This window comes from Bacteroidales bacterium (assembly GCA_035353855.1).
Classification (GTDB): domain Bacteria; phylum Bacteroidota; class Bacteroidia; order Bacteroidales; family CG2-30-32-10; genus DAOQAK01.
In genome coordinates this window covers 19,605-32,603 of sequence record DAOQAK010000048.1, presented here as the reverse complement: position 1 = coordinate 32,603, position 12,999 = coordinate 19,605, and the positions used below count along the sequence as shown (strand labels likewise).

The window sequence follows — 12,999 nt, the reverse complement described above, 5'->3', positions numbered from 1 at the left end:
GGAGGCGGTTAATCCTCTTAAATATTTTTTTAATTGAAATTTAAACAGCCTCTAAATTCATGCATGAATTTTTATATGTGTTTATATTTGGGTATTGCATTAGTAAGCGATTGTTTTTATTAAATACGAATAATAGTTAACCTCCTCCATATTCATATAGTTGGAGTAACATTTGGAAAACCGACTCAATAATTACCGATCTTGTAGCCGGAACATACCTGGTAGATATTGTTGATTTATATGGCTGAATGTGCTCATGCAGCGGTACCGTTGTATGCGTTACTTCAATTAATGAACCTGAAAACGAAAATAATATTTCTATTTATCCCAACCCTACAGATGGGAAATTTACAATTGATATGAATGAATTAATAGGAACAGATTTTACTTTTGAAATATCTGATGTTACAGGAAAAGTTGTGCATACAGAAAAAATGCCGGATATAGCAAATAAATTATGGAATATTGATATAAGCGGTTTGTCAAATGGAAATTATTTTTTAAGAATGTATAATAGTAACACTATTATTAGAAGTAAAATTTTAAAAAAATAAATTCCATTTATAAATATATTATTCATATATTTATATCGAATTAACAATAGTAAAAATAAATTTTAAACAAAGCATCATTATAATAATTTTATTGTCTTCTAAATAACTAAAAGAAATATTATGAAAAAGATTTCAGCATTTTTGATTCTGATAATTGCATTTTCCGATATACAGGTTAATGCACAACTCGTAATTGCTAAGGATACAAACACTGTTCAACTTGTAAATAATTTTATTCTTGCTGGTGTTACTACTTCAAATGTTGTGTATACAGGAGATGTAAATACCCTGGGTACATTTAGCAACGGAGGCACAACTAATATTGGACTTAACGATGGTATCATTATGACAACAGGAACTTTAATTCCTGATTCAATAATTGGCAGCCCTGTATCCAATTATGCCAGTACTGATAATAATGGTGCAAGTTGTCCGGAACTGGAAGCACTGGTTTCGGGAGCTGTAACATACGATGCTTCAATATTAGAGTTTGACCTTGTGCCAGTAGGAAATGTTTTAGAATTTCAATATGTTTTTGCTTCGGAAGAATACCCTGAATATGTTTGTTCCGTATATAATGATGTGTTTGGTTTTTTTATTAACGGTACTGATCCTGCCGGTGGAAATTATGTAAGTAAGAATATTGCGATAGTCCCTGGAACAACTTTGCCTGTTGCTATTAATACAATTAATAATGGTATAACCGGTATGAATGGTACAGCCGATAATTGCACTTCATTAGACTATGCATCCATTTATGTTGATAACGAAACGCTAAACGGACAATCCATAGTTTTTGATGGATTCACAACCGTTCTGACAGCTCAAATTTTTGTTGTACCAGGAAGTTCATACCATTTGAAAATGGCTATTGCCGATGTAAGTGATGGAATTTATGATTCGGGAATTTTCCTGAAAACAAAAAGTATGAAGAGTTATAACTCTACAACGGGAATTGATGAAGAACAGGTTTCTGTTTGTGGAATATATGCTGATGCTGCAAACAACAAAATAGAAGTTTCACTTCCTGTCAAATCGGAAATAAATATTTTAAATATCGAAGGTAAAGTTTTAAAAAGTATTACTACCGAAGAAAATCATATAAGCGTTGATATGTCTGATTTTGCAAGGGGAATGTATTTTATAAAAGTTCAGAACAACAATGGACTTTCAACTAAGAAATTTATAAAAGAATAATTATTAATAATCAAGAAAATTATGAAAAAACTTTTTTCTTTTTTGTTCATATTGATTGTGTGTTATTCAGTTAACGTTAATGCACAACTGTTAATTGCTAAGGATACAAACACTGTTCAGTTGGTAAATAATTTTATCCTGAGTGGTGTTACGGCTTCAAATGTTGTGTATACAGGAGATGTAAATACCCTGGGTACATTTAGCAACGGAGTAACAACTGATATTGGACTTAATGATGGTATCATTATGACAACAGGTAGTTTAATAGTTGATCCCTCAATTGGTAGTGTGGCATCGAATTTTGCCAGTACTGATAATAGTTTTGCAGGAGATAATGATTTGGATATTTTGTCTACTGGCGCTCAGACTTATGATGCTTCTGTATTGGAGTTTGATTTAATTCCTGTGGGAAATGTTTTAGAATTTCAATATGTTTTTGCTTCGGAAGAATATCCTGAATTTGTAAGTTCATGTTACAATGATATTTTTGCTTTCTTTATTTCTGGGTCAAATCCTTCAGGTGGAACATACTTAAAAGAGAATATTGCAATAATTCCCGGAACATTATTGCCTGTTGCAATAAATAATGTGAATATGGGTTATTCAATGGATTCTGTTCAAAACGGATGTATGAATTGTTTTTATTATGTAAATAATTTTAATGGTAAAACTATTGTTTATGATGGATTCACGAAAGTGCTGACGGCTATTATATCTGTAGTTCCTTCCGAAACGTATCATTTAAAAATGGCTATTGCCGATGTAAGCGATGGTGTTTATGATTCAGGAATTTTTCTGAAAACAAAAAGTATGAAGAGTTATAACTCTACAACGGGAATTGATGAAGAACAGGTTTCTGTTTGTGGAATATATGCTGATGCTGCAAACAACAAAATAGAAGTTTCACTTCCTGTCAAATCGGAAATAAATATTTTAAATATCGAAGGTAAAGTTTTAAAAAGTATTACTACTGAAAAAAATCATATAAGCGTTGATATGTCTGATTTTGCAAGGGGAATGTATTTTGTAAAAGTGCAAAACAGTAATGGTGTTTCAACCAAGAAGATTGTGAAAGACTAATATTGCAGCAACTTGCATGCTGTTTTTTTTACTTCCATTTTATATTAAAGAACAAGAAAAATAGGTTAAAAGAAAAAAATCACAACCTTATTCCCTTATACCCCTATACCCTTATACCTTTATACCAAGATTAAAATTAAATCTATACAAAAAATATAATTTATTTCCTGTCGAAGAAAGGATTTTTTGATGTTGCACTTAAAGGAATTCCAAAAGCTATTTTGACATCTTCTCCTAATAGACCGAGTTCAATTGCTGCATTTCCTATCGAAAACATTACACGGTTGTCAATGCGACCATCCATTGCAATACTTACTGCTGAACCAATAGCGATTCCCAGGTCATTTGAGTTTAATGCACAGGGAACGTCAGGGTATTTTTCTTTTTCTTCACAATTATTAAAACCGCAATAGCTGCAATTTGTCAGTCCCATAGATTTTATTTTTGTGCCTATTAGCACTATAGCCGTTGCCTTTAAAATGTTTTCGGAGTCGCGGATAAAGAAATTAATGTTTTTTTCAATGCCTATTTCTTTCATCTTTTCTGAAAGAAGATCAATGGTTTGACTTTCAACCAAAGCTATTTCCAGGTTGTCAACGCCCCTGGCCTTTGGTGATGTGCGGGCAGCCAGCATCATTCGTTTTGCTACAGCTAATACTGTTTTTGTCCTAATGTTTTCTTCGGTTTGTATTGACATAATTGTATACTTTTAAATATCTAATTAATATTTTTTGATAAAGATAGAGAATCTTCCGAGTAAGCAATATGGTCGTTGTCAAATGTGATTCTTTTGATCATATTGCCATTTTTATTGTACCAAATCTCAAAACCATTTTTTTTATTATTGATATAATTTATTTCGCGCATCAGTTTTCCATCGGGCGAAAATCCTTTTTGAATTCCGGTCCCGTTTTTATATTCGCCTTCTCCTACTTTAATTCCGTTCTTATCCCAGTACTCCCATTTGCCTTCATATAAGCCGTTTTTGTATGTGCCGTTAACTTTGATATGTCCGTCATCATGCCATTCCGTAACCGTTCCGTTCAGTGTATCATTTATATATATAGTTACTGATTTTTTTGTGCCGTTTTCATGCCAGGTAATGCATGTGTCATTAAGCATATTGTTTTTGTAAAAATCGAGGCGTTGCTTGTTACCGTTGAAGTACCAGCGTGTTGATTGTCCTTCAAGCATATTATTCTTGTATGTACACTCCATTTGTTTTTCACCGCTTTCGTACCACCAGGTACTTATGCCATCAAGTTTTCCGTTGAAATATAATAATTCAGATTTTTTATTTCCATTTTCCCAATATTCAATTTTCGTTTTTGTGCAGGAAGAAAGAATGATCAATGGAAATAGTAGTAAAATCAATAATCGTAAAGCATTTTTATTTTTTATCATGGCAATTTGATTTATAATAATCCATGTATGTAAAAATATTTTCGATAGCACTTTGTTTCATATCTCTGGTAAGTTCCTTATTGTCGTTTACTTCAGAACAGACTTTATATACTTCGCAAAGTTTTGTGTTCGCATATAATTCGGCTTCAACCAATGCAAGAATAATCTGGATGGTGAAGCTTTTAGGATCTTTTTCAGCAGCGATGTTTAAAATCTTAATGGCTTTTTCGGTTTGTTCGGTATTATCGGTAATGGTTAAATAACCTAAGCAGAAAACATCGTCGGTTGTGAGTATTTTCAAATCGAAACCACTTTTGAAATTATATTTTTTCATGATGTATTGCATCAGCAAAGAAGCATTACTTTTTTTTGTGCGCATCGACAAAGCATTGATAACAGCAGCTTTTGAATCAATGGAGTTAGTGTCGTTTAATAAATAATTAGCTATAGTATCATTTATTTTTCCTGTTGATAAAGCCGAATTTACAATCGAAATTTCACTATATGATTTGTAGAAACTCACCGAAATTATTGGAGAGCCGGCAAAAATTAAATTTGAAAATGTTGCAAGTAATATTATCAGGATTAATTTTTTCATATTTATTGAAATGAAAATTATTGAAGAAGAAATTTATTTTTTATAAAATTTTATTTCCATATTATCGATGTACAAAGGATTTTTATCAGGATTCCAAACATAAATTTTTATTTCATCATTAACAGAAATCAATTCTGGCAAGTTAAACGAAAAGAATACTTGTCCCCATTTTCCTCGTTCAATAAAATATTTAAACTTCGATGAAAGCCAGAAATAATTATCAAATTGTTGGTTTTCCTCATCGCTGAATTTAAGCTCGGCAACAATCTGCGCATCTTTGAAATCGCCTGTTGCATATGCCCACAAGCTGATATAAACTTTTTTAAAAGAGTTATTGCTTATTTTGGAAAGTTTGTTGGAATACGTGGGGCCATATTCATGTTTTGAATCAAGTTTAATAGCGTATTTCCCATACTTGACCTTTTCGGTGGTAAGTATAGATGAGTCTTTATCCAACGTATTTTTTTCTTCAAAGCCATTAAAATTATAATACAATGGTTTTTCATCAGGAATAGTTTCCGTGTTTTTATTAACTGAATAAAGAGCAATGCCCGCCATTTCATTATAATCGATATTCTTTATCAGGTAAGGATATTTTGTGCGTATCTCGTAATCGGTTTCGTGTGGGTTGAATACACTCGACCATGCATAAAGGAAATATGGAGTTTTGCTTGTTTCTATAATTCTGTGAAGTTTATACATGTCGGTTTTCCCGTCATTTTTATATAAAGAAAATTTCGCAGACCTGTCGAATTTTTCAAAATAATAATTGATGTAAGATGGATTGTAAACATTGATGGTTCGGGTAATATTTTTTTCGCCATACTGTTCGTCCCATTCCAGGGTTTTTTTTGCAATATCCCTGTATTCACCAAAATGATAAGTATTGTAATATTTATTTTCGGCTATGAGAGTATATATCCCGATAATAAGGAAAAAGGGTATTACAGCAAGATTGTACGTTTTGAATTTTGTGCATATAAAAGAAAAAAATGAGAATAAAAGAAAAGGCATTGAATATAATAAAACGCTGTTGTTGGGCATTGGCTTTGCCATTAACGAATAAATATAAAAATATGCAAAAGGGCAGAGGAACCAAACTACTGATAAAATATGAAATTTACCGACTTTGATTTCGCCAAAACCTGCAATATTGCTGATGATAAAAATTGCCAGAACTGTATAAAGCAAAATGAACGAGCTATTGAAAACAAATTCGATATGCTCGAATATCCATGTTTGCTCATGTACCGGAAGTATTGATTTTAAAGGATGAGAAAGCTCGTAAATGATTATTGGAATATTGGGGATATATAAAATAATGACGAATAAAAGGGATTTAAAATATGATTTAAAAGAATTTTTACTGATGAAGAAAAATCCTGAAATATATACAAGCGATAAAAATATTAGTGCATAATAATTTATGTAAGCCGTAAGAGCAAACGAAATGGCGAAATATAAATCGTTGCGTTTTTCTTTAACTTCATCGAATAAAATTTTTGTCCAGAATAAAACAGCGAGTAATGTGAAGAATAATCCTAAACCTTCAGAGTACGCAGTTTGACTGAATTGTATGGCGTATTCAATAAAACACATCGATGCAGCAACAAATAATGCAGCATGTTGATTGAACCATTTTCTTGCAATAAGATAGGAAATGTAAACTGTGAATATCCCAGCTATTACAAATGGCAGTCGAAACATGAATGCCGATGAGCCGAAGATCTTTACCCAGAAATACATCAGCACATAAAAGCCTGCAGAGCCTGATTCATTTAAGTTTGATAAACTGAAGAATCCCGTAAATGATTGTTCCTGAATATCAGTGATGAGGCTTAGTTCTTCGCTTGAAAGCGAAAGTGCGGTAACGTTAAAGAACCTAAGAAAAGCTACTGTAAAAAGAATTAATATCAGCAACGATTTTTCAGTATGTGTCTTTAAATACGTTATCATTTTATTTTGCGGTCCTTTGCTTTAAAGCTTCAAATAAAATTATTCCTGTAGCTACCGAAACATTCAGCGATGCGGTAGTTCCAGTCATCGGGATATGAACGGAATGGTCTGATTTTTTTAAGTATTCTGGAGAGATTCCATCTTCTTCCGAGCCAAGAATAATAGCAACAGGTTTTTTATAATCGAGAGAATGGTATGTTTTATCCCCTTTTTCACTGCATGCAATAATTTCAATGCCTGAAGCTTTCATAAAGTCGATAGCATTTTTTAAATTTTCTTCTCGACAAACCGGGATGTTGTACAATGCGCCTGCAGAGGTTTTTACTGCGTCCATATTGATTTGTGCTGTACCTTTTAACGGTATCACTATTGCATGAACACCGGCACATTCTGCGGTACGTGCTATGGCTCCAAAATTTCTTACATCAGTAATACGGTCAAGAATTAATATAAACGGGTCTTCACCTTTTTCATAAATACCCGGAAGTATGTTCTGTAAAGGCTGGTATGTGATTTCGGAAACATATGCAATAACTCCCTGGTGGTTTTTGAAAGTTACTTTATTCAGTTTTTCCATCGGAACATACTGAATGGGTATGTCCATTTCCCTTGCTACCTGTTTTAATTCGCGAATGGTTTCGTGGCTGCCCAGCGTGCTTTGGAGCAGAATGCGGTCAATTTCTTTTCCTGATTTGATTGCCTCAATAACAGGACGAATGCCGAAAATGATGTTGTCTTTGTTTGCCATAATTTCTTAAACAGCAAATGTAATAAAAATTGCAAAAGGCTAAAATTCATAATTTTTTATTTCTCTCATAAAATAAATGCTCAGCGATAATCAGCTTTTATGCTGCGTAAATCAGCGAGAATTTTTTTATAATTATGATTAATTACTTTGAGATTAGAAATAAAATGGAAATATTTTTCCTAAATTTACGTTTCTTTTAAAGTAAATTTTAAATTCGTAAATAAAATAAAATTTATGAAACGATACATTTTAATTGCATTGCTCGTTGTTTTTAGCAGTCATATTTTTGCACAATTGAAATTTGCAAACGAAACACAAATAAAAAAATTCTTCACTACTAAAACCCTTGTTGTTACTAATAATGACCCTTTCTCAACATTCGATTCCACGATGAAAGTTTATATGAAAAAATTCTGGACGATTACTCCATATGAATTCATCAGCCCTGATGATTTTGAATCGAAAATGTCGAATGCGGGAAATTCATTCATAATGGTTTCGGAGGCTGAACTTAATGAAGATGGTGTTCCGTGTAAATATGATATTTTAAATTTCACGCTTGGCGGAAGCAGCAATATCAACAATATGCCCGACCTTGGCTCGGTGCCTTTGTGCATTACTGACCAGGACGAGGCTTTGTATATTTATAAACTTGGCGGAATATTGCAGTATATGCAGAATCATATTAAGTATATGCGTGATCATTATTCGGAAGTGCCTTCGTTTGTTGATAAAACAAAAAAATACAATATGGCTGAAATGGAGTTATGGCTTGTGAATGAAGATTTACCAAGCGATTTAAATACTGTTGAGAAAATAAAAAAAGTTTATCCTTTCACAGTGAAAATTGTTACCACTGGTGAAATAAAAAAAGCAATAGAAAATAAAACATCCAACGTTGTGTATCTTCATAAGGTTGGCCCGGATGCTGATGCAGCAGGGTGCAAATGTACAAAGTTTTTTGTGTGTGCGAAAGATGGTGATGTGGTTTATTACGATACGCATAAGGTTGATGCATCTAATCAGAATGCCTTGCAGGAAAAGGATTTGAAGAAACTGTCGAAGCTCGATTAGAAAAATTCAAATAACAAAATCTCAAATTCCAAGCCTCAAGAAATAAATTATAAAAAACTTTGTGTCTTTGCGTCTTTGCGTGAAATTAATATTCGGTCAACAGTCAGCTGTGGCGGAGCAATTAAACATTAAACAATCGAGCAATTGAACAATCGAACATTTTAACAATTGAACGTTTGAAAAAATATTTCTTTGTGCATCTTTGCCATAAACCTTTGTGCTCTTTGTGGTAAAAAAGAAAACTGATTAAAATTAAAAATATAAAATTAAGTTCACAGTTCTCAGTCCGCGGCGGCGGAGCAGTTGGCAATTCAACAATTCAGCGATCAAACTATAGAAAACCTTGTCAACTTGTTAACTTGTAATCTTATCATCTTTATTATATTTGCGAAAAAGAAATTTAACTTAAAATGAAAAAATCAATCAACACTAATTATGCTCCAAAAGCATTAGGCCCATACAGTCAGGCAATAGAAGTTAACGGAATGCTTTTTGTTTCGGGACAAATCCCGATAAACCCGGCAAGCGGACAATTATTAACCGGCGATATTTGTGAACAGACAAAACAAGTGATGACCAATATTGGCGCTATACTTAAAGAAGCCGGGATGGATTTTTCAAATGTAGTGAAAGCATCAATATTCTTATCTGATTTAAGTAACTTTGAAAAGGTGAATGAGACTTATGCAAAGTATTTCAGCGAAAATCCACCCGCCCGCGAATGTGTACAGGTAGCGAAACTGCCAAAGAATACCGATATTGAAATTTCGGTGATCGCTGCGAAATAAATTTTAAGATCAGGTTGTTTTAAAATTTAATACCTAAAATTAACCCGGTTGAAATCATTTTCCGGTTTAATGGTGCATTCTTCGAAATGCCTAATAACCCTAACTGAAAAGCAGGCTGAGAGAATAACGAGAATTTTTCTTTTGAAAGAACGATAAATCCAATACCTGCATTCAACGATAAATTAATCTTACGAAACGATGTGGAATTATCTTCATTCGTATTTCTTTCAGTTGATTTATTTTCAAAATACATTTTACTTGTGCTGGTGTTGTATATATTGAATATGGCGCTTGTTCCGGCTGTTACATATATTTCATTAGTAATGTTGTATTTGAAAAGAAGCGGAATTTCAAGGTTGTGATGATTGTATACGAATCGAACATGTGTTCCTAATAATGGGTCGGATGTATTATAAGTCAGGTCTTGCTTTTTAGTTTTCTCGCCACAGTTTTGATATCCTATACCTATAGATGAAGAAAATTTATTTGTAAAATTATATTCAACAAAAATATTTCCTGAAATTGAAGGTTTGCCTATTTCAATATCTTCATAATAATTTTGCATGTCAACGGAAACACTGCCATCGTTGGTAATCATCCCAATTGAATAATTCGGATAAATGCAAAAACCAAAATGAAAATCTTTGTCTTGAGCTTGTCCAGAGCTATATAATGAAATCAAAAGTATTGCTATGAAGATAGTTTTTCTCATATTATTTTTTCAGTAATTTTTCTTTTGCTTCTTCAACTGAGCTGGCAAAAATAATTTGTCCGAGTTTATTACTTTCAAAAATAAAATCATTAAGACTTTTACTTGTGTATTTAGTATAATCACCAACAATGGCAAGCTGTACGCGGTATGTCGAAAATTTCTGAAGTATTTCGCCGGCAAGTTTTGTTTTCAGATCGAAAAAATCGGGGATGATATTTTTTTCGTGAAGTATGATTTTATGCGAATCCTGATAACTGCAATTCCCCATTATATCTAATGCGTTGCCAACATTTTTTATAATAATATTTCCCGATTCAACCTCGGCAATTTTTATTTCCCCAATTTGAATTATTTTTATTTTCATATTTTTCAAATTTAAAATAATTTCTCATAACCTAAATCATCAAACTTCAATTTTATTATTTACCAATTCATCAATTCAATCATTTAATAATTCATCATCCGTGTAAATCCGTATTATCCGCGTCGTCAGCGTTCTATTGAAATCCCAAATCTAAAATCGTAAATCAAATTCAATCTTTATCTGTGTATATCTATATAATCCGCGTCATTCGTGTGCTATTAATTCAAAGTTCCAAACTTCAAGCCCAAAATCTAAATCATAAATCTAAAATTAATCATACTTTTGCAATTGCAAATAAATTCAAAACATTTATGAAAAAATCATTAATTATATTTTTTGTTTTTCTTATTTCTATTTTTAATGTTAAAGCCGATGAAGGCATGTGGCTGCCGGTTTTGCTGGAGCAATTGAACGAAAGTGATATGCAAAGTATGGGACTGAAACTTACTGCCGAAGATATTTACAGCGTTAATCATTCCAGCCTGAAAGATGCGATATGCCTGTTTGGCAGCGGATGTACAGCCGAAGTAGTAAGCAATAAAGGATTGGTCTTTACCAATCATCATTGCGGATACAGCGCTATACAATCACATTCTTCTCTCGACCATAATTATCTGGAAGATGGATTCTGGGCTAAGGAACAGTCGGATGAATTGCAATGTTCCGGTCTTAGTGTTACATTTATTGTAAGAATGGAAGATGTTACTGCAAAAATTCTGGATGGTGTTACTGCTAAAATGACTGAAGCGCAACGCGATGAAATAATATTAAAAAATATATCAAAAGTTGAATCAGAAGCAGTGAAAGGGACGCATTACAAAGCCAAAGTAAAACCTTTCTATTATGGCAATGAGTATTATCTTTTTGTTCATGAAGTATTCACCGATGTAAGGTTGGTGGGTGCTCCTCCTACAAGTATTGGAAGTTTTGGCGGCGATACCGATAACTGGATGTGGCCACGGCATACGGGCGATTTTTCAGTATTCAGGATTTATGCAGATAGCAGCAATAACCCGGCAGATTATTCTAAAAATAATATTCCTTATGTTCCTAAGAAATCGCTGACCATTTCAATTAAAGGTGTACAAAAAAATGATTTCACTATGGTTTATGGATTTCCCGGAAGAACACAGGAATATTTGACATCGTATGGTGTGAACCTGGTAGCTAATGTTGAAAATCCCGTACTTATTGGCATTCGTGATAAAAAATTAAAGATCATGAGTGCTGCCATGAAAAGCGACCCGCTGATAAAAATTCAGTATGCATCGAAATATGTGGGTATTGCTAATTACTGGAAAAAATTTATAGGCGAAAGTAAAGGCATTACAAAACTTGATGGAGTTGAGAAAAAGCAATTACTCGAAAATGAATTCACCACATGGGTTAATACTGATGCTTCAAGAAAAGAGAAATATGGAAAACTGCTGGATGAATTTAAAAAAGTTTATGAAAAATTCTCTCCTGTTGAACTGGCTTACGATTATTTTTCCGAATCAGGAGTGGGAATTGAATTAGTAAAATATGCATGGGGATATAACAATCTTATTACAAAAAGCCTTGATAAAAAAGTTAAAGACGAAGATGTAACAAAAATTGTGGAACAAATGAAGAACGGAGCAAAAGGGTTTTTTAAAAATTATAACCTGGAAACGGATAAAAAATTATTTTCCGCTTTGATCAGCATATACTATTTACAGGGCACATCAGCATATCAACCAAAATATTTTGAAGAAATAATAAAAAATAAATTCGGTGGAGATATTGAAAAATATGTTTCATATGTTTATGCCAATACTTCATTTTCATCACAGGCCGGAGTGGAAAAAACGCTTTCGAAATTCAAAAGAAATAAAACGGCTGTTATTAGCAACGACCCTGTTTTTAAACTGGCTTCAGCGCTATATAAAAATTTAAATGAAAATATTCTTCCGTCATATTATAAATACAATGATGAACTGGATAGCCTTTATAGGATATATATTACAGGGCTTCGCGAAATGCAACCCGGCAAAAAATTTTATCCTGATGCTAATTTAACACTGCGTGTTGCTTACGGTAAAGTGAATGACTATAAGCCTATGGATGCAGTAGATTATAATTATTATACAACGCTTGAAGGTGTGATGCAGAAAGAAGATGAAGAAGTGAGTGATTATAAAGTTCCTGAATATTTGAAAAATCTTTATGATACTAAAAATTACGGACGCTATTCAACGGATAGCACCATGCACGTTGCATTTATAGCTACCAATCATACTACCGGAGGAAATTCGGGAAGCCCGGTATTGGATGGAGAAGGACAGCTGATAGGAATAAATTTCGATAGAGTGTGGGAAGGAACAATGAGTGATATAATGTATGATAAAGAACAATGCAGGAATATAGCCCTTGATATACGATACACCCTTTTTATAATCGATAAATATGCTGGAGCCAAAAGGTTAATTGATGAAATGAATATTGTTGAAAAATAATCTATTTTAAATTAACTTTTTTTTAACATAAAGTGCTGCAAGTAAAT

13 protein-coding genes are annotated in these 12,999 nt (G+C 32.7%); 6 read left to right on the top strand and 7 right to left on the bottom strand.

Annotated features, from left to right (window positions below; translation table 11 throughout):
- Window positions 1–248: 248 nt before the first annotated feature.
- The 3 genes from PKK00_12025 to PKK00_12015 all read left to right on the top strand — a co-directional run bounded on the left by PKK00_12025 (window position 249) and on the right by PKK00_12015 (window position 2,831).
- Window positions 249–554: a T9SS type A sorting domain-containing protein gene (locus PKK00_12025; GenBank protein HNW99127.1), complete on the top strand. Its 306-nt coding sequence runs from the start codon at window positions 249–251 to the stop codon at window positions 552–554.
- A 120-nt stretch (window positions 555–674) separates the two neighbouring features.
- Window positions 675–1,751, top strand: coding sequence for a choice-of-anchor L domain-containing protein (locus PKK00_12020; protein HNW99126.1), 1,077 nt, complete (start codon window positions 675–677; stop codon window positions 1,749–1,751).
- 21 nt (window positions 1,752–1,772) lie between these two features.
- Entirely contained in the window at window positions 1,773–2,831 is a 1,059-nt protein-coding gene (locus tag PKK00_12015) for a choice-of-anchor L domain-containing protein (protein ID HNW99125.1), read from the top strand.
- 160 nt (window positions 2,832–2,991) lie between these two features.
- On the opposite strand, the gene PKK00_12010 is transcribed toward PKK00_12015, so the two are convergent.
- The 5 genes from PKK00_12010 to rlmB are packed head-to-tail and all read right to left on the bottom strand — an operon-like array spanning window position 2,992 to window position 7,537.
- Entirely contained in the window at window positions 2,992–3,528 is a 537-nt protein-coding gene (locus PKK00_12010) for a DUF2148 domain-containing protein (protein ID HNW99124.1), read from the bottom strand.
- Window positions 3,529–3,548: 20 nt separating this feature from the next.
- The gene (locus tag PKK00_12005; GenBank protein ID HNW99123.1) at window positions 3,549–4,235 is read right to left on the bottom strand and encodes a toxin-antitoxin system YwqK family antitoxin; all 687 of its coding nucleotides are present in this window, start codon (window positions 4,233–4,235) and stop codon (window positions 3,549–3,551) included.
- Entirely contained in the window at window positions 4,222–4,833 is a 612-nt protein-coding gene (locus tag PKK00_12000) for a hypothetical protein (GenBank protein HNW99122.1), read from the bottom strand. Before PKK00_12000 ends, PKK00_12005 begins: the two co-directional genes overlap by 14 nt.
- A gap of 33 nt (window positions 4,834–4,866) precedes the next feature.
- Window positions 4,867–6,789, bottom strand: coding sequence for a glycosyltransferase family 39 protein (locus PKK00_11995; GenBank protein HNW99121.1), 1,923 nt, complete (start codon window positions 6,787–6,789; stop codon window positions 4,867–4,869).
- 1 nt (window position 6,790) lies between these two features.
- A complete protein-coding gene (gene rlmB / locus PKK00_11990; GenBank protein ID HNW99120.1) occupies window positions 6,791–7,537 on the bottom strand; it encodes a 23S rRNA (guanosine(2251)-2'-O)-methyltransferase RlmB in 747 nt (248 codons plus the stop codon).
- A gap of 234 nt (window positions 7,538–7,771) precedes the next feature.
- Between rlmB and PKK00_11985 the strand changes: the two genes are divergently transcribed.
- Together PKK00_11985 and PKK00_11980 are read left to right on the top strand one after the other, a co-directional pair.
- Entirely contained in the window at window positions 7,772–8,611 is an 840-nt protein-coding gene (locus tag PKK00_11985) for a hypothetical protein (GenBank protein HNW99119.1), read from the top strand.
- A 410-nt stretch (window positions 8,612–9,021) separates the two neighbouring features.
- Window positions 9,022–9,399, top strand: a complete 378-nt coding sequence (locus tag PKK00_11980) for a RidA family protein (GenBank protein ID HNW99118.1) — start codon at window positions 9,022–9,024, stop codon at window positions 9,397–9,399.
- A 19-nt stretch (window positions 9,400–9,418) separates the two neighbouring features.
- Here PKK00_11980 and PKK00_11975 read toward each other — a convergent pair whose 3' ends face one another.
- Both PKK00_11975 and PKK00_11970 read right to left on the bottom strand, forming a co-directional pair.
- Window positions 9,419–10,111, bottom strand: a complete 693-nt coding sequence (locus PKK00_11975) for an outer membrane beta-barrel protein (protein ID HNW99117.1) — start codon at window positions 10,109–10,111, stop codon at window positions 9,419–9,421.
- A 1-nt stretch (window position 10,112) separates the two neighbouring features.
- Window positions 10,113–10,475: a DUF4180 domain-containing protein gene (locus tag PKK00_11970; GenBank protein HNW99116.1), complete on the bottom strand. Its 363-nt coding sequence runs from the start codon at window positions 10,473–10,475 to the stop codon at window positions 10,113–10,115.
- Between the two features lie 311 nt (window positions 10,476–10,786).
- On the opposite strand from PKK00_11970, the gene PKK00_11965 reads away from it, so the two are divergent.
- Window positions 10,787–12,952: a S46 family peptidase gene (locus PKK00_11965; protein HNW99115.1), complete on the top strand. Its 2,166-nt coding sequence runs from the start codon at window positions 10,787–10,789 to the stop codon at window positions 12,950–12,952.
- The last annotated feature ends 47 nt before the right edge of the window (window positions 12,953–12,999 follow it).